The organism is Pelagicoccus sp. SDUM812005, from assembly GCF_031127875.1.
Taxonomy (GTDB): domain Bacteria; phylum Verrucomicrobiota; class Verrucomicrobiia; order Opitutales; family Opitutaceae; genus Pelagicoccus.
On sequence record NZ_JARXIA010000004.1, the window covers coordinates 93,186 to 116,249 of the forward strand.

Here is a 23,064-nt window from a genome sequence, read left to right on the forward strand (position 1 = left end):
TTAGGCTGTTCGCTTGCGTATCGAGACGGTGACTACGCCGACGATGGCAAAGAGGATGAGGGAGAAGCCGAGCATGACGGCTCGTTCCTTCGTGTCGAAGATCGAGAGGACGCTCATGACGATGCCGATGCCAGCGAGGGTGATGGCTACCATCTTGGCGGGTAGAGTGGATGAATGAACCTCTTCCGCTTCGTGGAAACTGAGTTTCGAGGCCTCGACTCGTTGCCAGCCGGGGTGCTCGTTTTTCATGATGAGCTCTAATAAGACGAGCACGACTACGGGAACGAGAATACCTGAGCAAAGATCAGCGATCCGCTGGTGTCCGGGCACCCAATCGGAAAGAAATGAAAGCCAGCCAATATCAGAAAGGAAGCCATTGGCAGAGAAACCGAACTTAACGAGAGCTGCTGCGACGAACCCAACGAGCGTGGTACTCCAAACGGCTTTGATACCAATTTTCTTCGAGAAGAGTCCCCATATGGTGGGGAGGACAAGCGGCCCGGTCAGCAGGGTGGTAATGTCTAGGATGAAACTCGTGTATCCATAACGAGGAATGAGTAAAGAACCGCCGATGACTACGAGTCCGAGGATTGCGGTGAGTATACGTCCTACGAATACGAGTTGGGTTTCCGAGGCCTCCTGGTTTATGAGTCGATGATAGACTTCCGTCGTAAAGGCCGCCGCGAATACATTGAGTTGCGAGGTGGCGGCGCTGGCAGTTGCGGACGCCATCGCGGCCACCATGAGCCCCATCATGCCTGCGGGCAGAACCAGTTGGCAGGCGAGTATGTAGGCTTGCTCGGTGTCGGCTTCTGCGTTGAGGGTGCGAAAGACGAGGGCAGGTAGCATCCAGAAAAGGGGGCTTACCAAGTACATGGCGCCGAAGATGAAGGCTGCCTTTTTTGCGTCCTTGGCACTGGGAACGCAGGTGTAGCGCTGTACGAAACTCCATTCCCCGCCGATCTTGAAGAAATGAATGACGATCCAGCCGGTGAGGAACCACCAGGTAAAGTCGCCTGCAATGGGCGAGGTGAAGCCCTCGGGAACCTTAGAAATAAATGCGTTCCAACCTCCCGCTTCGATGAGGATGAGCGGCACGACGAATGTCACCGAAACGACCAGTATCACAAATTGCAATACATCGGTCATGAGCACGGCCCAGAGCCCGCCGGAAAATGTGACGATGATGACGATGAGGCAAAGTGCGATGGAGGTGAGTGGAACGGAAAGGAGTCCAGTCTCGGCGTCCGCCAGGAGGTGACCCTCAGGCAATGGGATCAAAGCGCAGATGACTTTGGCAAGGGCGTAGATGGCGCCTCCCACAGCGAAGATGCCAACGGTGCCCTGGAACCACGTGTAGAACTGGACGATGGAGCTGCCGAAGCGTAGCTGCAGGAATTCGGAAGCTGAATTGACGCCGAGCTTTCGCCAGTAGCCGGCCAGAAACCAGCCGACCAGTAAAGCGGCGACGCCGTAGCACATGTTGATGACCACGGCGACAAAACCGTAGCGATAGGCCACGCCTCCCCAGACCACGAAGGTTCCGGCGGAAAACATGGTCATGAAGCCAGACAACCCGGATACCCACCATGGGGATTGTCCGCCGGCGGCGAACATGTCTTTGGAATTCTTGACCTTGCTGGCGAAGACCATGCCGGCTCCTATGACACCGGCGATGTATAGGAAGATCACAATATAGTCGGCTGTTTGCATGGGGATTTTGAATGGTAGATCGACTTCTCGGAAGGCGATCGGGACATCTTCGGAGAAGCCGTCCCACCATAAAAATTACTAGTTCGGTTGGTTGCCTCTCCAGCCGGATTGGAGTTGCGCTAAGAGCTTGGATACAATCCGCGGCTTTTGGGCTGCGATGTTCCGGGTCTCGGACGGGTCTTTCTTGTGGTCGTAGAGTTCCGTGGCGATGGGAGGGGCTTCGGGACTAGCCGTATCAATCCAGGCGATAAAACGGTAGCGGTCGGTGCGCATGGCGTAGCCCATGAGTCGGTTTTCGAATAGGTCACGATCCCACTGCTCGCCGAACTGCTGCTTGATGCGTCCTTCGACTTCGGTGATGAGGGGACCGAAAAAGGTTTCGCGCATGGCAGGGCGCAGAGGAAAGGCTCCCCACTCGCGCAGGGCGGGATTTGGGAATTGGCTGAAAGCGGCTTTCTTCCAATTGCGGTTTGGATTTTGGAGCAGCGGCTTGAGGCTGAAGCCTTCGAGGTGTTCGGGTTGTTCAATGTCCGCGAGGTCGCAGAGAGTTGGATACATGTCTACGAGCTCGACGAGGGCATCGGTCGACGCTCCTTGGGCTGCTTCAGACATGTTAGGAGCCCAGACGATAAAGGGAACTCGGGTAGCGATCTCGTAGTTGGTGGCTTTGCCCCAGACTCCCATGTCGCCCAGATGAAAACCGTGGTCGCTCCAGAGTATGATGATGGTATTGTCACGCACGCCGGATTCGTCGAGGGCTTGGATCATGCGACCGATTTGGGCATCGATGTAGCTTGTGCAAGCGAGGTAGGCATGCTTGAGGGTGCGAGCGAGTTCGGGATCGAAATCGCCTGCATTGGGGATGCCGTGACGTACTCGTAATTCGAAGGAAGCATGCAGTCCCATGGCGGCTCCGTTTTGGGGCGCTTCGGTGTGGCTTGCCATGGGGATCGATTCGCGATCGTAGAGGTCCCAGTAGCGTTGCGGGGCGATCCAGTTGAGGTGAGGCTTGTTCATGCCAAGGGCGAGAAAGAAGGGCTTTCCTTCTCCCGACTTCTGTTCGGCGACCAGATCCTGCAGAGTCGCTATGGCGAGGTCTGTATGATACCCGTCAATGTATTCGTTATCCGGAACATCTGCCGCTTCGACTGCTGGCCCCATCGCTAGGCCGAAGCGCGAGACGGGGCCGTATTTCTCGAACATTTCCTGCTTGGACTTTGCAGTTATTTCGCGGTTTTCTTCTAGAGCGAAGCCTTTGAGCTCGCTGATCTCCTTGGGCTGAACCTTGTTGTAGGATGGTTGGCGATTCCAGGTGTCGTCCAGCATGTCGCCGTGATGGTAGATTTTCCCGCAGTAGACAGTTTCGTAGCCGTTATTGCTGAAGTGCTCAGGTAGGGTGAGGATGTCCGGATTGAAGTCGCGGATTTTTACATAGTTGTGAGTGATCCCAATGGTGTCGGGCCGGGCTCCGGTGAGGATGCTTGCACGGGATGGACCGCATATGGCCTGTTGGCAATAGGCCCGATCGAAGCGCAATCCTTGGGCGGCAAGTGCGTCAATGTTGGGCGTGACCGCTATATCCGAACCGTAGCATCCGAGCTCCGTACGAAGGTCATCCACAGCGAGGAAAAGAATGTTCGGTTTCGACAGGTTCGACGCAGGTGGTTCCTCTAGGGCGAGTTCCTCTGTTGCTCTCCGGTAGGTCAAGGTGAGGATGGGGCGTAGGTGAGCGGGGGACTCGTTGGAAGCGAAGCGGGCGTAGGCGTTTTGCCCGTTCTCCGTCTCGGGAGAGATTAGGGCGAAGTTTAAGGGCGCCCCAGAGTTCAGAGCCTTCTGGGCGTACTCGACGAATCTGTTCGAACTCGGAAATGTTTTTCGGACTGGGGACGTTACAGTGTATCCGTCGATTTTGGACAGGATTGCAGTTCCGATGTCTCCACCTGGAGTGTCCCATTCGTTTGATCCATCGTTGGTAAGCCAAGAAGCGCCGCTGCCGATTTCTGGAAGGCGCCAGCCGTCGCCTGTGCCTTCCTTAAAGTGCTTAGGAAGGGGACGTATCTCAATTGAACCAATGTTATCCCCCAAGCCTTCGTCGCTCCAGAAGCTGAGCTCGACTTTCTCGATAACGCTTCCCTCTGGGATGGGCTCGAGATCGAAGGAGAGAAGGGCGCGGCTGCGTTTCCCCTGCCATTTGCCAATCATGAGATGGTTGTCTTGTCCGGCGTTGTGCTGGGGATCGGTTTCGCGGATGTGGGTGTCGGCTCCGGTGTAGCCGTATCGTTTGTGGCTGAGCCTGTGAACGACCGGGGCAGCGACGGTTACGTCGAAGGTCGAAGTGTTTGCGACGTCGTCCACGGTAGCGGAGCAGGTGATTTGATACTGGCCTGGCCGCGAGAAGCTCACCTTCGTGTCGAGTGATTTAGGGCTCATGAAGGAGACAGATCCGGGACCACTTAGCTTTTCCCACTGGAAGGTGGCTTGTTGGTCGGGATGACTGTAGCTCGCATTGGCCTTTAGGTGAATTGTCTCCACTGTAGTTGGAATGTAGATACCGTTCAACGGGTTTGGAGAGACCAACTGGACTGTTGCGTGCGGCTTCTTTTCGAAGAAGCGGAAGTACTGGTACTGGGTTTGAGCGGGGAGTTGAGTGTCGTCGACGCCGGTCGTCTTTTTGCCGAGCTTGCCGGCCAGACAGGTGAGCCAGACATTCACGTCATTGTGGGCGAAGATCGATGCATCGGTCTCGCTGACGAGTTCTCCATTGAAGAAGTAGCGCAGGACTTCTGGCGTAAATTCTAGCCCATAGACGTTGAACTCTGTGAGCGGCTTGTCGGTATGGATTTGCTTGGTCCCGTACTTGCGGTGGTCCCCTGGCAACCAGCGGTGGGCGTCGGTCTGAAAATGATAAGGGTCGGACGAATCGTTTTCGGCGGGGTCGAGCTCGATGTGAGTGGTGCCAAGCGGAAGTTCCTCGAGAACGGCGTCGCGCATCATCCAGAAGGAGGAGTGCCAACCTTGGCCAGTTGGCACCTTCATCGTGGCCTCGTAGTAACCGTAACGGAACTGTTTGTGGGTAATAATTCCGCCGCCGGTATAGTCGGTATCGTTCTCTTCGACCCTCTCCTTCTTTAGATGGATGCGGAAAAGGCCGTCGGACACGGAATTGTTGGCGGGGAGCTGGGTACTCCAGAGCTTCGATCCGGTGCGATAGTACCACTTGGATTCGTCGATCTCGGTTCCCTCGAACTCGTCGGAGAAAGTGAGTTTGTAGTCGCGTACATCGGTGCCCTCGTAGGGCTGTACGTTTGGATCGCTAGCGGGATCGATGCCTTGAGCGGCGAGCGCGGCAATCGTGAGAATTGATAGGGAAGCAAGGGTGAAGACCTTTTTTAGGGTGAAGGGCGTTGGGTATTTGTTGGGCATGGTTTTGCGAGATCCTTGTTAAAGTGTGCGGGTGCACGATTCATCGGGGACGTGTGAGGATACCCCCGGTATTGCCGAAGTGTCGAAAGCGACCCTTCGCTTAGCAGGCGTAGCTGCTGAGAGTGGCTTTGGCGGTTAGCGGGCCGCGCCTGAGGCGCGTGCTTCCTATAGCGGGATGCCGATGGCCATGCCTTTTAGCTTCACGCTCAGCATCATGATTTGTCGCCCGTTAGAAGGTGACGTGTTCGACGCTGGATGGAGGTGCGCTACAAGGTTTTCGGATACGCGAGGCATGGGGTTTTGAGGTGACGGGTTGTCTTGCTTAGGCTCACCCTTTACCGGCACAGTATAGCAGTGCTTGCTGGACCAAGGCTATGCACTTTTTGATCGCTCTTCTGTCTGAATTGATCCGAGGCCGCCATTCGAACGTTGTTAGGTGAGACTGGCTCTACTTTTGCCAGACGCGGACGTATTCAATTTCGAATTCAACGATTCCGTCTTCTTGCTCGCCTTCAGGACTGTTCTTCTCGAGGTCTTCTTTGGTTTCGGGGATGCCGTGCCAGGGGAAGATCTCCATGTCGAGCCAGAGGTTGATAGGAACAGTGGCCACATAGCCGTCATAGTCCTCAGGCACGTCTCGATTGGCTCTCGCCCATTCAGAGGCTTCTTCAGCCGTGACGGAGGTGAAGAGTTTTCCGTCTACGAAATACTTGATGCCGGTTTCGTCCCACTCGATGCCGTAGACGTGGAAATCGTCGGCGACGCGGAATCCGAGATCTTTACGCTCGGTGTAAGAAGGTTTTCCTTTGAGCTCCTTCCAGTCGCGGATCGACCACCAAAGCTCGCTGTCGAGGTGCTCCTTGTCTTCTCCACGTCCGTCGCCGTACTGTTCGAAGAAGTCGAATTCGATCCCGAGTCCCATGGACCAGAATGCGCTGGTGACCTGTGCGTCGGCTGCCTTGCTCTTGATTTCCACGTATCCGTATTTGAAGGCTTTGCGGGAAATGAAGCAAGCGGTGGTGATGTTTTCGTAAGGTAGTGCGTCTCCGAATACGGGTTTGTGAATCTCGTCGCTAAAAGGAAAGTCGGGCTCCCATTTCGCTTGGAGTTTCAGCATGCCGTCGTCGAGTCGGTAGTTGCGGCCGGAAAACTGGGAAGGGGCGCGACCTTTCCATACCTTTTTCTCTGGCTTGTCAGGATGTCGGTAGAACGGTTTTCCGTCTTCGAACTTGCCCACGATATACCAACGATCCTCGTTGATGGTATCAGCTTCGAACTCGTCGCTGACCTCGGTATTGTAGACCCAGTTGCCTGTGTTCTCCGGATCGGAGAAGGGGAGGGGGAATTCTTCCTCGGCGAATGCGAGTGTTGAGAGAGAGGACGAGAGCAGGAGTAAGCTAATGTTTTTTATTCGCACGGCAGTTTGTAGGAGCGACCTTGGTCGCGAATCGTGAGGTCGCAGAATCGTGCCCTCGAGCGCTCTCCTACACTTTATTTCACTTCCAGAAGCAGCACGCCGTTTGGCGCGAGTTCGAAGGATTTCCCGACTTTTTGGCCGGTAAGCATGTTGGTCGATTTCAGGCTCTTGCCATCGGAATCTTTCAGGGAGAGTTTCGCAGTGTTTTTTCCCAGATTGAGAATGTTCACCAAGATGGAGCCCTCTGGGCCTTCGGCCACCCGCCAGGTGCAGCCTTTGTGCTGGGTACCGTTTTCCTCGACAAGGACGAGCTCGGGCAAGCCCTCACTGACCGCGTTCAAGGCGGCTGATTTTATATTCTCGAGAGAGGCCCCTTTTTCGAGGGCGATGAGCTTTCCTTTCCCGCTTGTCAGTTTCTTGTTTCGCGCTTGTCCGTACTGGTTCTTGGCGAGGCTGGATGGGCTATCTAGCAGGACTGTGCCTCCTTCGTGTAAGTAATCTTGCAGGGCTTCGAATTCCTCGTCGGTGACGTATTCAGTTTTGTAGACGAGGATCGCGTCCCACGCGGAGTGCTCTTGCTTTCTTATTATTTTTTCGGTGGCGAATCCCATGGGGAAGCCTTCGAAGAAGAGGGATTCATAGGCTTTGAATTGTTGGCTCATGTGAGAGCTCTTGTTGATCGCCGAAGTTTCCGAGTAAAAGAGGCGGATGGGGCGACGCTGTTTGCGAATGGCCATGATCTCCTCAGAGAAGCTGTTCAGGTCGTACATCACCTGCGTGACTTCATTGGCGATGTGGGGCTGTTGGTTGACCGATGCTGCATAGGAACCGGCGAGAGCGGGGTCGAAGAAGTTCAACTCTCCTTCCATGCGGTCTTCAGGGGATCCGTCCGGGTCGCGCGCCCACCACCATGCGAGGTTGGCATCCATGCCTTGGATGGTCGCCAGCCAGTAGACGTTTCTCACATAGTCAGCTGGCATGTCCAGTTCACGTACCCACGAGGCGGAAAGGAAGTGGTTCTCTGAGTTGAAGTGTATCTTATTTGGGGATACGGACTCGAGGAAGTCGTAGGTCATGCTGAGCTCTTCCCAGAAGTAGGAGTAGTGTTCCTCCCAAGGCTCTGATCCCTTCGCATTGAGGTTGCGTACCCATTTTGTTTTCGCGTCGTCTCCGATGATAGATGTCAGTTCGGTCAAGGCTTCCATGTCGATGCCGTGTGAACGGTAATTCTCGGAGAAGAGGTTGGGTTGCAGCTTGATGCTGGTGTCCGCCTCTGGGTTGCCTTTGCGCAATTCTCCTTGAATGTAAGTGAACCAGTCGGTGCTACGGTCCATATTGTAGCGGCACCAGTCGTACCAGATTGGCTGTCCGAGTAGTTTGCGTGGAAGAGGGAAGGGATAGGTGACGGAATCAAAATCGGCGAAGGAGGTGTCCCAGTTTTTGTTGAGCGCTTTGATGTCGCCCTCGTAGTTGCTCTTCAGCCATGCTTTGAAGTTTGCATCGGTGTAGGAAGAGATGGAGTTCATCTCCTTGTAGCGCTGGGTCCAATGGCTTGCAGAGGCGTACCAGTGGGGTTCGTTAGAAAGGATGTAACCGAGCTGGGTAACTTTTTTCCCGCGGGTGAGCTCGCCGGACTTGCGGGCGATTTTGCCCCAGAGATCTCGCACGAGGGGATTGTCTATGTCGAACCCCGTGAAGAGGCTACGACCCTTGTTGGCTTCCGGTTCCTGCTTCAGTACCCAATCAGGAAGGCCTCCATTCCAGAAGAGCAAGAATCCGACGTTGGTGTCGGGAATACCTGTGATCTCGCTAAGTAGATCTTGATCCCATGATCCATCTTCGTTTAGGAGGAAAGAGTTGATCGCCCGGTCGTGGTCGACTGGATACAGGTTTTCTCCTCCGTGAAAGATCGCGCCGAGGTGGTCGTTGTAAACCTCGGTGTCGGTGAGAGGTCTGCCAACGGACTTAGAGAAGTAGTCGTAGAGGAAGATAGGGCGTCCGTTGCTCAGGAGTGTGTCCTCGACAACTTCGATGTTTTCCCAGTCAACTTTGTTGACCGGTCGGCGGACGATTTTCCCAGACAGGACCCTTTTGAGGGTGTCAATTCCCGTATCCAAGATTTCGATTACTTTCTGACGCTCGAAATCGGGGAGTTCAGCGGCGAGCTGTTCCTTCTGGCTCCTGAAAGGCTCGTGATAGACTCCGAAGAGGTACTCGTTGGCCTCCGTGTTCTGCTCGTCCCAATGGGCGAACTTGAGGAATTCCCGCGAAAACCACAGGACGGTTTCTTCCCGCGTGACGTCGATGGATCGCTCTTGGGCCGAAGCCATCAAGGCTTCCAGCTCTTCGATCTTGCTCTGCGCTTGGCGTTCCAAGTCGCTTGCGGAGTTCAGCTGAGCAAGGCAGAGGCTTAGGCATAGAATCGTAGATTTAATGATGCTGTCGGGGCGCATGGAGTGTTGGGGAGTTCGTTTTCCTGTTGCAGTCGCGAGTGCGTGACTGGGTAGCCATAGGTTGATGGCGTCCCTACGGAAGTCGGAGTGACGCCAGCAAGCTTAGCAGTTAGCAATCTGTCTGGATATGCACTTTTTGCTTTTCTGAGTGGCAAAAAAGACAGTGTAGAGGCCAAGTGGGCTCATTCCATCCAGGATGATGGAATAACTTGCTTCAGACAACCTATCGCTTTCAGAAGCGAAAGCGGTGAGGCTAAGGGGCGTTCAACCGGAAAGAGTTCCGGGTGGAAGTGTAGGGCCGGATTGCCCTCCGGTTCCAAGTCTGAGGAGAGCCATTGAGCGTAAGGTAGGTGTGTAGAGGTGGGTGCAGGAACGGGGGTACTCGAATGTTGCCGCTCAAATTGTGATTGGATCAGTTGAGTTCATTGCAATGTGAAGACCTCGTTGGTTTAGATGGCTTTCGGGCGAGGATCCATTAGGCAGGAACTGTTCAATCGAATAGCTGGGAAGGATTCTCTGAAAGTAAGGCAGCTAAGGAAACATCAACGCCGCGCCATCTACATCTGACTCTCCATCGGTTAGATTGCTTACTTGGCCTCTGCCGCGCGGGCTTTTTCGACAAGGGCTTTAATCCGTTTGCGGTAAGCCCTTTGACGCTGGATCGATTTCTGTCGTTTCGATTCAGCTGACACGCGCGGTCGGCCTTTGCGGGGTCTGAAGATGTTGTCGGGAACGGTGAACAGGCCGCGTTTCTTGAAGCTGTCAGGGGCGAGTCGCTCCAATTGACTGCGATTCGAGTCTGCATACCAAGCGGTGGATGCCGTCCTAGTCTTTTCCTGGGACCAAGCAGGCGCGTCGATGTCGGCTGATAGGGCGAGCCATTCGGCGTAGGCGGCAAGGTATGCATCGGCGACGTCCCCGTGGGCAAACTTGCTGGAAAGGACAGGGGGCGCTTCTTCGATTCTGCCTGATAGCTGCTTTCGGCTTGTAACGAGTCGAGAGACCTCATGCTGCCAGTCGCGAAGATTGTACCCGAACTCTTCGAGGTTTTGGGACTGGACGGAAACGTCCTTCAGGGTCGCGGGGCGTCGTAGCTGGTCTGGGGGTGGCTCACTCATCGTTCGCCTCCTTGATTAGGGATTCTAGGACTTCTCTTTTTTCTTCTGAGATCACCTCATCGTGGAAGAACTGGTCGATGCGCGCCTGGATTTCATCTACGTTTCGTATCCCAATCTTTTTGATGAGGAAAACGAGGTCGTCATGGTCGCCGCGGTATCCAGGAAGGGGGCGACGGCAGGCAATGGCCTTCATGGCGAGAAGGTAGTTGGCAGTAGCCACGAAGACCCTGAGTCCTGGAATTTCAATCGAAAGCTTCCGTCTTCCTTTAGTTGGATCGGGCGAAAGGAACTGGCGCACGTCGTCGTTGAGCCAGTCCTCGTGAAGCTGGAGGTCTTTGGCTATTTTTGCGGCTAGCCGCTTTCCCGCATCGACTGGCTTGATTACGGCGTCGACGTCTTTGGTTGCAGCGCGAGAGTCGTAGGCCAAGAGCATGGCCGATCCGCCATACAGGCAGATCTCCAATTCGAGACCTTCCTCCAGGGCGGCCCTGCCGAGGTATGAAAGCGCCTCGCGTAAAGAATCTCTATCCAGCCATTTCACCTTAAATCATAACGTTATGATTAAATGGATGAATGTCGAGCGTAGAGGTCTTGGGCATTCGATGCTTGAAGGGAAGCTGGAGTCGAAAAAGGAGTAGAGCGGGCTCGTCGTGTCCTTTATGCAACATTGGCAGACGTTGCCAGAAAACGACTGGGAATTGCTGCATCGGGTTGGTCTGCGAAGGGCTCAAGAGATCGGGTGCGCCTTTTTCCGAGTGCTGGTGCAGTAGCTCGCTGACTGAAGCTCTTCATTGTATGGATCCTCTTCAACCCAACTTCGTGGGGCTGGTCGGATCCTGATGGGGCCTTTCTTATGAATGGGCAGGAGAGGTTTCTGTTCAGGCAGTTGCCTGTGGGATTCGCCGAGTGCGAATCTTTCATAGGATGTGTCGGTTGGATTGTCTGTATCGCGATATAGAATACGTTCCGATCGTTAGGCTGAGCTGTCGCTAGCTTCCAAGAAGAAAAATAGTATGTGTAACGAATATGTGGTTACGAAAATGGATGCCCCGGAGCGTTCTAGAAAATTAAGACATGAGCACGATCATGATTCTCGCCGACAAACGCTGGTTATAATGGGGCGGTGCCTCGGGAATGGAATAGGGGAGGGAGAGCGACGAAGTCTTTCGATGCATTGTTGGAACGTGTAAGCAAGGGCCTGTCCGAATGCTTTGGCGGCTAGCGGATTGAGATCGGCCGAGATCGTCGGTATCGCTCTGGATATGGCCCGTAGGTCGGCTCTCGATGCTGGGAACGATCGTTCGACGAACCTCTGGGTCGCTGTCTTCTTTCGTCTAGTCCAGTCGAGCGCAGTCGGGAGACCTGGCTTGGGGCTGATGCTTTCCAAGGCTGAGTTTGCCGAGGAAGCAGGTCTTCGTTTTTACGAGATAGATGAGCTTGAAGGGCTAGGAAAACTGCTGGCCTTCGAAGCTGATTTGGGAAGAATGTATCCAATATTTCAAACTTGGCGGGGAAGTCTGCTGCCTGGGGTGCTGGATGTTAACTCGATCTTGGCGAGCGAGGAACTGAGCATGGAAACCCGAGCCCTGTTTTACCTCTTTCCGCTATTCGCCAGCGCAAACGTGCTCGAAGCCCTGCGGAGTGGTCAGCGCGAGCATGCCATGCATCTCGCCCGCGGCTTCCGTGGTTTTTTCATATAGGCATAGCTTCCGACGCTCCCTTTCTTCGCCTCACGCGGCCACGGATCGAGGGAAGCTACGCCTTCCGGCATTGGCCTCCGTAACGCCCGCCTTGAACAGTTGGAGCGGCACGTAGCAGTGCACGCTGTGGTAGGTCGTTCCGTCCCGCATTCGAGTCTTTTGCGGGGACTCGGCTCGCCAGAAGTGCCAATAGTCCCAGTTGGCGTCGTAGCATTTTTTGAAGCTTTGGAAATCTATCATGACCGCTCGACCCGTTGGCTTGAACAGCCAGATGAGGTAGTCGGCCTTCCGGTTTTGGTAGCCGCGTATTCGCTTCTCGAACACGCTGTAGAGTTCGACGGCAAGATCGTCTGCGCCCCAGAGCCGCGGGTCCTCGTCCCGAACCTTTAAGTCGGCGAAGTCGTGTCCGCTTTTTCGAAAGATCTCTATGTCGGCGCCTGCACGATCGTTCGCCTTCGAGGTTTCTCGAGAACAAAGGTAGTCTGGGAATAGCTGGGCGAGGCAGTCGTCCAGCGGAAAATTCTTCGTGTCGGAAATCGAGCGGGAAAGGTCTTCTGAAAAGTGATTCGCCATGCCTCGATAGTGGCCAGTTTACGGTCTCTTTTCAAACATAAAGTAATTAAAAAGCGGATACTAATTAGTCATTTCTGGGCTGCTGCTAGAAGCATCAGCCCGGTCCCCAAAACACAAAAGACGGCGAACGCTTCCCGCCGCCTTGGACCCTGCATTGCTGCAGGGTCTTTTTATTGGAGGCCAAATCTACACTAACCCAAATAAAAAAAATGAAGAAAATCATTAAAAAGAGCAGCATTGAAGCGCTTAAGCAGGTCGTAAGTTTGACGGACCTGATATCCGAAGACACGCAACTGACGCGCGTGGGCGACTACTACGTCGCCCCGAGCCCGTTCGTTTCAACCCGCCCGATGACTCTTTGCATCAATCCCGACGTCAATCGCTGGCGCTGTAAGGCCACAGGCAAGCACGGAGACGTGATCGAGTACTTCAAGCTTGCTTACCGTCTTCCGTTCATTGTCGCGGTCGAATGGATCGCGAAGCGTTGTGGCTTCCGGCTCGAATACGAAGGTCCCACTGGACCGTTTGGAGGCTTTCCCCAAGCGGAACTGCCTCTTGAGGCTGCGTAGTAGCAAGAAACGAAAATAGCGGCGTCCATACTCTGGGCGCCGCTTAATCCTAAATAGCAAGGAATTTGAAATGAACGTTACAGTGATATCAGACACCCACACGATGGATGACATGCTCGCTCCGCTTTCGGGTGATGTGCTCATCCATGCGGGGGATTTCTACGATACATCCGAATGTAGAGACAGAAAATTGAAGCGGCTCAATGCTTGGTTCGCCAAACAGGACTTCAAGGCAAAGCTGTTCGTCCCCGGCGACCACGACGTACCCGTCTTTGCAAGCTGGCGCTCCAAAAAGAATTATTTGAGCGAGGCGACGCTACTCGTGGATTCAGTTTACGAATACGAGGACGTGCTCTTTTATGGGGCGCCATGGGTGCCCAATGCTGATGGGGACCCATTCAGCATGGAGGAGGAGCGAATCGACGAGACCTGGAGTAAAATCCCGGTCGATACCGACGTTCTGGTTACCCATGTGCCGCCGTATGGTGTACTTGATGACGGTCCCTTTGACCAGGGCCTAGGTTGCCGTGTTCTGCGACGGAGAGTTCGCGAAGTGAAGCCGCGTTATCACCTTTTTGGCCACGTACATTGGAGCGGTGGTTACAGAAGCCTTGGTGGAACAGAATTTATCAACGCAAGTTACGTGAACCAGTTGCGATTCAACCCACCTCGGGTCTTCGAGATTAAAGGCTGAAGGGAACGGTTGGATGCCGCCTCCTTTGAAGCGACGCGAGAGATGGCGCCTTCAGTTTCATCGCAACCCGAAGCTCCACATAGGGCTTTTCGGTGCCGTAATGTTCGGGTGGACCGAGGCGGCGGGCTTGGGCTAAACAGCGGGGAGCCCAGTCGTCGCCAAGGGTATCCCAGCCTCGGGGTAACAATAGTGGGTTCCTCCATCTACGCCTAGCACTGTCGCGAAACGAACACCAAACGTGGTGACGTGGTCGAGTGCTTAAGGCTGGAGCGAGCATTTTTTCGTTTGGTCCGACGTTGAAATCTGCGTTACAAGGATGCTCCGCACGGACTGGAGTGGTTCGCTTTGCGACCGGTTGAACGAAAAACGTTTCAGTAGGGTTGTATTACGCTTGATGGAGAGAGACCTTGCTCCTTTAATTTCCCGAAAATCTAGTCGCTCAAAATGTTGTAAGTTTGTGAGTAGATGATGGCAAGTAAGCCAATTCCCCCCACCCCGACTTACGCGAAAAGCCACGTTTTCAGGGCACGATAGAAATCGACTCTTGCAGGGGAGGGGGAGGCTCTTTCGTTCCGAGCGTTTCAAGGAAAAGATTCACGTGCGCTCGAGCGGCGGTCGTGATGAATCATTTACTTGGTGGCGTGGTCGGTAAGCCCGACTCGATGCCGCTCGTGGTAGGGAGTGAGCGCGCACGTTCAGGATCGCGACTGGCGAAACGAAATCGTCTTAGACCGTTTCCGTCGCTCGCAGCTACGGATCCTTTTCCGAGTACCTCTCCTAAGTCCCGCTGCGAATCAGTAGCTCCATTCCCGGTGGCTGACGGGGATCCGGTTCAACACTTTGCGGTGCTCTCTCCACTGCGGGACGAAGAGGTTCATCAGGGACTTGAAGCGCTCGTTGTGGGTTGGCTCGAGCAGGTGAACGATTTCGTGGGCGACGATGTAATCGAGGCATTCCTTCGGCTTCTTAGCGAGCTCGAGGTTCACGATGATTTTATCGTTCTGCGGGATGCACGAGCCCCACTTCGTTTTCATCTTGCGGACCTGCCAATCGGATACCTTAGCGCCGATCACGGTTTCCCATTTGAATATGACGGCGGGCAACGCTTCCAATAGCTGCTGGCGGTACCATTCTTCCATGATTTGCCGACGCTTGCTCTCGCTCGCTCCGGGACGTGTCGTTAAGACGATTTTACGGTGCTTGAGTTCTACCTTTGGCTTGGCCTCTTCTTCAGCAAGCGAGAGCAGGTAGCGCCTCCCCCAGAGGTAATGGCTTTCGCGTTCGAGAAACTCTCGTTTGGGCTCCCGTTTCTGGGCAAGCTGTTTGCGCTGCTGCCTTCGGATCCAGGGGAGCTTGTTCGCCGCAAAGGCACGGATCGTTTCCAGATTCATCTCCTCCGGAGCCGCGATGCGGACTCGTCCTGTTGGCGGGTAGACGGAGAGGTGCACGTTCTTGATTCGTTTGCGAACCAAGTCCACCGAAAGGTCTTTCAGCTTCAACTGCTCGACCATCAGTATTCGCTTTGCTGCTTCAGGATCGGGAAGATCTTTTCGACTTCGCCTTCGTCCTGCAGGATCGCGAAGAGGGCGGCTTTGATTGTCCGCTCTTTCGCTTCATGCCCTCGCCAGCCATGCGGACTAACTTGCTTGATCGTCTTGTCGATGGCTACTGCCAGATCGGCCGTCGGATCGTTCGAGTCCGCTCCTGCGTACCGGCCTGCGGCTTCCGCTGCTGCGTCCGATTGAAGATTGTTGTAGATCGCTCGTTGCCCGGCGGTTTTGACCGTCGATGGGGTCGAGTCGTCCGCGCCGCGTCCAACATCCTTGGCGAGATCCGCGATGCGGCGCAGGTACTCTTCGTACTCGATTGCTCGTCGTCTGCGAGCGGCGATGATTTCGTCGAGCAGGGCGGACATGCGCTCGTAGTACGCGGGATCGTTCAGGTGCTCGCGAATGATGGTGCTGCGAACGTTGTTCTCTATCGTTTCGGCAACCGACTCCGGATTGTTCCGCATCTCTTTGGGCAAGCTTTCTACCGCTTCGTCGATGCCGGACGAAACGATGAGATCGACCAGCGGCGTTTCGTCGAAGGAAGAAATTTTCCGGGACTCGTTGGCCTCGATGTAGGTGTCGATCAAATGCCGCATGTCGGCCTCGTAGGCTTTCAGGTCGATCGTCTCTCCGCTGGCGCGACGGATGATTTCTCGCAGCTTCAGGTAGCGGTCGATCTCGCCCTTGATGCGATCCGCCTCTCCCTCATTGAAGCCGGCAGCGTCCAGCTCATCCGATACGCTGGCGAAGGCTCGCACGAGGGACGCCACGCTGCGGTAAAGAGCGACCCGTCGCGGCTCTCTTTCTTCGAGGTCGGAGGCGATCTCCGTATTGCCACAAAAATACTGGATATGCTCCAACTCGCCGCGCGGACTTCTGACCGGCTCGCACAGGGCGGCGAGCGATTCCAGGGCGTCTTCAAGCCGTTGGCGTCCGCGCTCCAGTCGATCTTGCAAGAGGATCTCGGAGTTCCCTTCGGTGCACTCGTCCTTGTCGAGTTCGGAGGTGTAGACTTGGAGGGCTCCCGTCTGCTGGTCGTTGACCAGGTTTTGGAAGAGGTCCTTGTAGTCGACGATGTATCCAAAATCCTTGTCCTCTCCGTCGAGGCGGTTCGTGCGGCAGATCGCCTGGAAAAGTCCGTGGTCTCGCATCGACTTATCGATGTAAAGGTAGGTGCAGCTTGGCGCGTCGAAGCCGGTCAGCAACTTGTCTACCACGATGAGCAGCTTCATGCGTGCGGGCTCCTCCACGAATAATTGCTTGGATCGGTCCTCGTAGGCTTCCGTCTTGGTTTTGCTGCCTTGCGGCTTCACGTCCTTCAGGAGCTTTTGGTAAAGGTGGTAGATGAACTCCTTTTCCGTTTTCGTGTTCTCTCCGGTATCCTCTTGGTTGATGTCGCTGACCTGAGGATTGTAGGAGGTGATGACGGCGCACTTCCCCTTGAATGGGGTGTGCTGGAAGCGCTCGAAGTATTTGCACGCTTCGTGGATGCTAGAGGCCACCAGGATCGCGTTTCCGCGTTGGTTGCTTAGGCGAGGCTTCACGTTGAAGTCGAAGATGATATCGCTCACCACGCGGTCCATGCGGGACCGGGAGCTTAGTACCTTCTGCTTGGTTCCCCATTGCTCGCGCAGGGCGGCGCGCTGCCAATCGTTCAGGCCGCGCGTTTTCGCGTCGAACCAAGCGTCCACCTTTTCGGGCGACCCAAGGCGTTGGTCAATGTCTCGAGCCTCGTATACCAGGTCCAGAACCACCTCGTCCTCGACGGCTTCTCCGAAGCGATAAGTGTGTATGTACCGTTCGAATACTTCCAGCGTAGTCTGCTTGTCGCGACGGAGCAGGGGAGTCCCGGTAAATCCGATGAAGATCGCTTGCGGGATGAGGGCTTTCATCGTCCGGTGCAGCTTTCCGCTTTGCGTACGGTGGCACTCGTCCACGAATACGTACAGCTCGCCCACCGCGGCGCTGGGTTGCGACTCCAGTTCCCGAATGAAGCGGTCAAAGTCGTCCACCCCCTTTTTACCGAACTTGTGGACCAGCGAGCAGAGCAGACGAGGCTTCGCTTGCGAAAGCTGGCTCATCAGGTCGCGGCCACTTCGGGTTCGGTGAATCTTTTCGCCGGAGCTGGAGAAAACGCCTTCGATCTGCTTGTCGAGTTCGTCGCGGTCGGTGACCACTACGACGCGCGCTTCCGGATTGTTTTCCAGGATCCACTTGGCGAGCAGCACCATGACGATGCTCTTTCCGCTGCCTTGCGTGTGCCAGATGATGCCGCCTTGCTTCAGGGCGATGCGCTCCTGGGCAGCTTTGATTCCAAAGTACTGGTGATGCCGCGGGACCTTCTTGATTCCGCCATCGAAGAGCACGAAGTCGTACACGATTTCCAAGAAACGTTTCTTGTCGCAGAGCTTCAGCAGGTACTTGTCCAGCTTGAGGCGAGCATTGTCCTCCTCGTCTTCCTTCCATTTCAGGTAATACTTCTCCGGCGTCCCGATTGTCCCGTAGCGCAGCCCCTCCGAGTCGTTGCCCGCCATCACTAGCTGCTGGGTAGCGAAAAAGTCCCCGATAAACTCCGGTTTCTGGTTGTTGATGTTCTGCCGTATCCCGTCGCCGATCGACTTGCGGCTGTTTTTCAGTTCCAGCACGCCGAGTGCGATCCCGTTTACGTAGAGGACTACATCCGGTCGCTTCTCGTGCTGGCCATGCACGGTCACTTCCTCGGCGATGCCGAAGTCGTTGGCCTCGGGGGATTCCCAGTTGATAAGCTGAATGCTCTCCGTGTTTTCGCCAGCTTCAGCCTTTACCGGTACTCCGTAGCGCAGGAGTGAATACACGGCCTTGTTGTTTTCGTAGAGCGTGCGGCTGCGATTGCTCGCTTCGACCTTTAGCGAGTGGATGGCCCGGCTGATCTGATCGTTTCGATAGCCCGCCTTGTACAGATAGTCGCCCAGAACTGCCTCCTCGACGTTGCTGTTGCCAGTTCGATCCTGCCAATGGCCGAGGTAGCGATATTTCAGTTCGTCGACGAACAAGGCGACGACTCGATTCTGGGTAACGCGTTCCGCTTGGCCGATTGTCATGAGGAGAGGGGAGGAGGATTCAAGAGTTGGAGGGATTGGATACTGCAGTTCTAGTCGCGTTGCTTGAAAAGCTTTAGGTAAGGTTCGAAAAGGAAAAGCCGTCCACGCTTGGCCCCGGTCATCTCCCGCAACAGTCCGCAATCGACGAAGCGCTCTATCAGCTTGTAAGCGGTGGGTTGAGACACTTCAGTCGCTTTGGACACGATCTGTGCATTGACCCAAATATTTGTGAATAGGAACTGGAAGAGAGCCAAGCCCGAGGCTGCTTGAGGCTTCCAAGAGGAAATTTCAGCTTCCCAGTGGGTTTTGAACTTCAGGATCTGGCTGAAGGTCTCCACGCCTCTCGCCGCTGTTTCGCTGAGGCCATCGAGGAAAAAATGAAGCCAGTCATCGATCGCATTTTCGCTTCGCACGCGAGTCAGGCGCTCGTAGTACTCTTCCCGATTTCGCTCCAGATAGTCCGAGAGATAGAGCACCGGCTTCTTCAAGATGCCTTGGGAAACGAGATAGAGAGGCACCATCAAGCGCCCGATACGTCCGTTGCCGTCAAGGAACGGGTGAATCGTTTCGAATTGGTAATGCATGATCGCCACCTTCAATAGAGGCGGGAGGTGAAGCTCTCCGTTGTGGGCAAACAAGTCCAGGTCCCCCATCAACTCAGGCACATTTTCTTGAATCGGAGGAACGAAGCGGGCGTTCCCCGGGTTGGATCCGCCGATCCAATTTTGGCTACGACGAAATTCGCCCGGTGTCTTGTGCTCGCCTCTTACCCCGGACATCAGAGTCGCGTGGGCTCTCTTCAGCAAACGAGTGGAGAAAGGCAATTCAGCTAAGGCTGAAATGGCATCGTCCATGGCGGAGATGTAGTTATTTACTTCGCGCCAGTCGTCTCGCCGCTCTTCGAGAATTTCTTCCTCGGGCAGTAACGCCTCCTCCATTTCCGTCTGCGTATCCTCGATGCGGCTAGACTCTGTCGCTTCCTTCGCTACGTGCATGCGAACGAACAGGTCGAGGTTTGGAACGTATTCCGAAAACATGTCCAGGCGGCCCAGATTCCGGTCCGCGCGACTCAGCGCTTCGAGAACGCGGGGTTCGTCGATCCGCCACGGCCGATTGATGGGGCTTGGTTCGAAACTACGAAAGCCGGTCTGCATCAACCATTTGCCTGCTTCAAAATCACGCATTTTTTTCTTCTACCGAACTTTTTTTAATTAAGAAAGGGTCTTATTTAAAAAAATGCCCGTTTTTTTAATTAAGACCTCTCGCTAATTAAATTTCGAAACCTACGGGAAGGAACGACCAATCTGACGGTTGAACTGTTTTGGAGAAGATCTCGACCCCTTCGTTCGGAATGAATCACATTAAGTGGCTGAGATACAAAGGGTAGACTCGAGTGTGGGTGACTCGTTTTGTGGGAAAAACGACCCCTTTTTCCCATAAAGCAAGGACCGTCCTGGGAGCGTCCAATTGCGGCATGGACCAGCGTCCAATTGCGGATTCGGGCCAGGCATTGTCCCGCTTATTTAAATTTTGAGCCTATTTTTTAAATAAGGCCTGCCGCTAATTAAATTTCCGAAACTACGATTATTCGTTACCGAAATCACTAGCCAACTGCGAGACTACGTCGGAAACGTAGTCGTGGAAGCCCCAGCCGATTCCGTCGGTTTCTCGTTCGACTGTGGCCAATCGCTTGCTGAACTTGCGGTAAAGCGGCACTCCTTCTTCGCGAAGCAGGTCGGCTAGTTCGTCTAGGGCCGACTCGATGCTGGAGTAAAACCGTTCGTCGATATCGCCGTATTCGTTGGTGAACGCCACGCCGTTCTCCACGTAGGTCATTAGAAGCTCGGCGGTGCCGGGAAGATCGCCGGTCGCTCGGCGGTATTGGCGGATGGCCTTGCGAGCCTCGCCCAGCTTCAGCTTGGCCTCGCCGCGCTTGGGATAGAAGGGTTCGATGGCCTTTTGCCGATAGGATTCGAATGCGGCTTCGCCGCCGCACGAAGCCAAGCAACGGACGTGGAGAAAGTCCTTGTTCGAGGCGCTCGTTTGGTAGAGATCTTTGACTAGATCGAGAAGGGCCGTCTTCTCCAGTTGGGAAAGCTGTTTGCGGACGGCGCTCCAGCTCGGTTTGTTCGCTGAGGTTTTCGTGTTGCTCGGCATGGCGACGGTCAGGATCGTTTGCTCGCTTTGAAGGCGCTGCGGTCGCCTAGGTGGAACGCGAAATTGCCGAGCAAGTGCTCTCCCTCGAGCTTGACGCTCCCGCGACCGCAAACCGGAGTACCCTCGTCGCCGCCTTCGAAGCTGAAATGGAGTATCTCCTGCGGGCTCCAGGCATCCGGCTCGCAGTCGATTTCCGTCTCCACGCAGCCAAAGCGGAAGCGTCCCATTCCATCGGGATGGATCTCGATCTTAGCTGTCTCCACCATGTGAAGAAAGTCAGCATCCCATTCGCTGGTTTCGTCGATGGTCCAGTTTCCGACAAATTTCTTGGGTATCATAGCAGTAGTGGAATTCTCCGGGGGCTTTGGTTGAAAGATTTTTTAACCACAGATTTCACAGAGGACACAGATTGAGAGAATGGAGATTAGAGTTTAGCCTGTTTTCGGTACGGAAGCGGAATCAGATTTTTGGGGAGATAGAGCGGATGCTCCGGCATGCCGTCTTTCGTGAGTCTGAGGTACGATACAGAAGGATGATCGGCCAGAAGAGATTCAACCTCCTTGCTGCGACGGCGAAGACGTTTCGGAGGCAGGCCGTAGGCCAGAACCACGGTCTCCGCCTGGTTTGCCATCTCCAAAATTGCTTCATCATTGGCGGGGCCAACGGGATCATCGACTTTCAACAGCTCCTTCTTGTCCGTTGCTCGATACGCGTGCACGTTACCTACCAACTGACCTCCATAGCCCCAGTCGCGACTGAACGTACCTGTCCTCTTGAGAGTTGGATCGCTATAGTCCAAGCAAGCAACGCTCGGGTTCATCAATATCCAAAGCACAATCGGTTTGCCTGCGTCCCAGACCTCTCGGAGTTGATAGCGGTAGCACTGGCAATCGGAAAACACCGCCGTCACCTTCGAATCCGAAGGCCAAGGCGGGCGAGATTTACCACCTGGATCATGCACTGAATCTGCCACCTGCATTCGAATTCTTAAGATTGCGATATCTGATTTGGTCCTGTTGGCATTCCGGGCTTACCTCGCATTTCGGGATCGTGCTCCCAGAGTTTCTCGATAACACTCCAGCCAAGTTTTGTGGCATGGAGACCATAGCTGTCGATGCTTCGAGCACTTTCAGAAGTGTAGTGCGTCCAAAATAGCCGCCGCTCGAGGAGTTCACGAAGTGCCTGATGAAACGCTACTCGTCCGCCTTCTCCCATAAACTCGTTGTAAGTTCCTATAACCTTTTCTCTGTAGATCGAAGGTTGAGAGTCGCCTTGTATCCAATTTTTCCACAGCCTTCCATAGAAATTCAACAGTAGGATGGCTTCAGGTGTGAGCTGGCTAGAGACCAACCTTATGTAGCGGTCAGCCTCTTCTTCGAAACACTTCGCAGCAGTCACCAGAGCAGTTGCAGCCTTCTCCACGAGATTGTCTTCATTGTACCTATTCACATTGGTAACCTTGAGGTCAAAATGGAGAGAAGCCGTATCGTCTTGAGTGAAGAGAATTACACGTTTGTTTGGCTTCAGTGCCAGGGCGATTCCGGTCTCAATTACAACGCCAAAGTTGCAACCCGTAAGGTCTCCTACGAAAAAGTGGCAGTTGAGGATATCGGCAGCGATTTGGTCCGTAATAGTGATTGCTCCACCGGGTCCTCCGTCTACTCGCTTGAGAGGTGCAAATCGCCTGCCATTGCCATCATCAGGTAGCAAATCGTTGGCTCGATCGTGTACCTTCTCCAGCAGTAGCGACCTTATCCTGGATTCGGGATAACCACCTCGGTTGCTGAAAGGCATCGCAACGAAGGTTGTGTACGTGTCCGAAGAAAATTGCTCGGCGAAAGCGTCATCTCTTTGAAGCTGGTAGATTTGATCAACATTCATGTGCTTTGGACTTGTGCCTTATGGGAGCATCGAATTCGGGCAGGACAGTTCGATAGATCTAGGCTTAGAAGAGGTTCTATTTGTCTTCACCCCTTTTGAGTTCTCGCGGTAGAAAAGCATCCACTTCGTCGTCTGAGAATGTAAGGTCTTCCAATTTCTGAAGCGCCTCCTGGGCTTTCTTGTAGGCTTCGTAATTCGTACTAGGAGCTCCAGAGTACAAAGAATGGAGTTCGTTCAAGAGGTCGTCTCTGCGTTCGAGATAGGAATCAATTTTATTTCCGTCCATCCGGATGTCGGTCAAAAGAGACAAATACCTCTCTCTAATTAACCAAAGGTCTGCTGCGGCCTGCCGATGCTTCTGAGCAAGCTCTCCAAGGTCGAAATCCTTCGTATAGGAATTGAGAACAAGCAGCGTAGTTGAAACAAGGGTACCAACAATCGCAGCCCAATTCCCTGAACCAAGCAGAGTTGAAATAAATCCGCCGGTTGCAAGCGCGGACAAGATGAGCTGAGACAGCTTGATTTTGCCTAGGCGAGAAAGCAATAGGTCTGCGCACTTCTCGTGAGTCTTGTGCGAATACACGACCCGACCAAAGCACTCGCGAATCTGACCTTCGAGAGTCGTTAGCTGATCCGGAGTTCGGGCTTTATTCTGGGAATTTAGTTCCATAAATTTTCCTCCAATCCTGCTTTGCCGACCATTCTCTTTTGGGGCTAGATGTTTCGTGTTCGATTG

General features: G+C 54.3%; 18 protein-coding genes. 3 read left to right on the forward strand and 15 right to left on the reverse strand.

Going from position 1 to position 23,064, the window contains the following annotated elements; translation table 11 throughout:
* The 6 genes from QEH57_RS06755 to QEH57_RS06780 form a co-directional block, all read right to left on the reverse strand.
* Entirely contained in the window at nucleotides 1-1,713 is a 1,713-nt protein-coding gene (locus QEH57_RS06755) for a hypothetical protein (RefSeq protein ID WP_309005937.1), read from the reverse strand.
* Nucleotides 1,714-1,791: 78 nt separating this feature from the next.
* Nucleotides 1,792-5,136, reverse strand: coding sequence for a sulfatase-like hydrolase/transferase (locus QEH57_RS06760; RefSeq protein WP_309005938.1), 3,345 nt, complete (start codon nucleotides 5,134-5,136; stop codon nucleotides 1,792-1,794).
* A 448-nt stretch (nucleotides 5,137-5,584) separates the two neighbouring features.
* A complete protein-coding gene (locus tag QEH57_RS06765; protein WP_343224763.1) occupies nucleotides 5,585-6,526 on the reverse strand; it encodes a family 16 glycosylhydrolase in 942 nt (313 codons plus the stop codon).
* Between the two features lie 101 nt (nucleotides 6,527-6,627).
* Entirely contained in the window at nucleotides 6,628-9,006 is a 2,379-nt protein-coding gene (locus tag QEH57_RS06770; RefSeq protein ID WP_309005940.1) for a hypothetical protein, read from the reverse strand.
* A 587-nt stretch (nucleotides 9,007-9,593) separates the two neighbouring features.
* Entirely contained in the window at nucleotides 9,594-10,124 is a 531-nt protein-coding gene (locus tag QEH57_RS06775) for a hypothetical protein (protein ID WP_309005941.1), read from the reverse strand.
* A complete protein-coding gene (locus QEH57_RS06780; RefSeq protein ID WP_309005942.1) occupies nucleotides 10,117-10,665 on the reverse strand; it encodes a hypothetical protein in 549 nt (182 codons plus the stop codon). The genes QEH57_RS06775 and QEH57_RS06780 overlap by 8 nt, the downstream gene beginning before the upstream one ends.
* An 835-nt stretch (nucleotides 10,666-11,500) precedes the next feature.
* Between QEH57_RS06780 and QEH57_RS06785 the strand changes: the two genes are divergently transcribed.
* Nucleotides 11,501-11,824, forward strand: coding sequence for a hypothetical protein (locus QEH57_RS06785; RefSeq protein WP_309005943.1), 324 nt, complete (start codon nucleotides 11,501-11,503; stop codon nucleotides 11,822-11,824).
* A gap of 30 nt (nucleotides 11,825-11,854) precedes the next feature.
* On the opposite strand, the gene QEH57_RS06790 is transcribed toward QEH57_RS06785, so the two are convergent.
* The gene (locus QEH57_RS06790) at nucleotides 11,855-12,397 is read right to left on the reverse strand and encodes a hypothetical protein (protein WP_309005944.1); all 543 of its coding nucleotides are present in this window, start codon (nucleotides 12,395-12,397) and stop codon (nucleotides 11,855-11,857) included.
* 209 nt (nucleotides 12,398-12,606) lie between these two features.
* Between QEH57_RS06790 and QEH57_RS06795 the strand changes: the two genes are divergently transcribed.
* Complete coding sequence (locus QEH57_RS06795; protein ID WP_309005945.1) at nucleotides 12,607-12,966, forward strand: CHC2 zinc finger domain-containing protein; 360 nt, start codon at nucleotides 12,607-12,609, stop codon at nucleotides 12,964-12,966.
* Nucleotides 12,967-13,036: 70 nt separating this feature from the next.
* Entirely contained in the window at nucleotides 13,037-13,660 is a 624-nt protein-coding gene (locus QEH57_RS06800; protein ID WP_309005946.1) for a metallophosphoesterase, read from the forward strand.
* A gap of 794 nt (nucleotides 13,661-14,454) precedes the next feature.
* Here QEH57_RS06800 and QEH57_RS06805 read toward each other — a convergent pair.
* The 8 genes from QEH57_RS06805 to QEH57_RS06840 form a co-directional block, all read right to left on the reverse strand.
* On the reverse strand, nucleotides 14,455-15,171 hold the full coding sequence (locus QEH57_RS06805) for a SprT family zinc-dependent metalloprotease (protein WP_309005947.1): 717 nt from the start codon (nucleotides 15,169-15,171) through the stop codon (nucleotides 14,455-14,457).
* Nucleotides 15,171-18,290, reverse strand: a complete 3,120-nt coding sequence (locus tag QEH57_RS06810) for an HsdR family type I site-specific deoxyribonuclease (protein WP_309005948.1) — start codon at nucleotides 18,288-18,290, stop codon at nucleotides 15,171-15,173. The genes QEH57_RS06805 and QEH57_RS06810 overlap by 1 nt, the downstream gene beginning before the upstream one ends.
* Before the next feature lie 50 nt (nucleotides 18,291-18,340).
* Entirely contained in the window at nucleotides 18,341-19,474 is a 1,134-nt protein-coding gene (locus QEH57_RS06815; protein ID WP_309005950.1) for a Fic family protein, read from the reverse strand.
* A 400-nt stretch (nucleotides 19,475-19,874) separates the two neighbouring features.
* Nucleotides 19,875-20,447, reverse strand: a complete 573-nt coding sequence (locus tag QEH57_RS06820; protein ID WP_309005951.1) for a hypothetical protein — start codon at nucleotides 20,445-20,447, stop codon at nucleotides 19,875-19,877.
* Between the two features lie 8 nt (nucleotides 20,448-20,455).
* Nucleotides 20,456-20,785 carry a hypothetical protein gene (locus QEH57_RS06825; protein ID WP_309005952.1) on the reverse strand — a complete coding sequence of 110 codons (330 nt, stop codon included), beginning with the start codon at nucleotides 20,783-20,785 and terminating at the stop codon, nucleotides 20,456-20,458.
* Between the two features lie 86 nt (nucleotides 20,786-20,871).
* Nucleotides 20,872-21,426 carry a DUF1643 domain-containing protein gene (locus QEH57_RS06830; RefSeq protein ID WP_309005953.1) on the reverse strand — a complete coding sequence of 185 codons (555 nt, stop codon included), beginning with the start codon at nucleotides 21,424-21,426 and terminating at the stop codon, nucleotides 20,872-20,874.
* A gap of 8 nt (nucleotides 21,427-21,434) precedes the next feature.
* Nucleotides 21,435-22,328: a hypothetical protein gene (locus QEH57_RS06835; protein WP_309005954.1), complete on the reverse strand. Its 894-nt coding sequence runs from the start codon at nucleotides 22,326-22,328 to the stop codon at nucleotides 21,435-21,437.
* A gap of 76 nt (nucleotides 22,329-22,404) precedes the next feature.
* Entirely contained in the window at nucleotides 22,405-22,998 is a 594-nt protein-coding gene (locus QEH57_RS06840; protein WP_309005955.1) for an SLATT domain-containing protein, read from the reverse strand.
* Nucleotides 22,999-23,064: the final 66 nt, after the last annotated feature.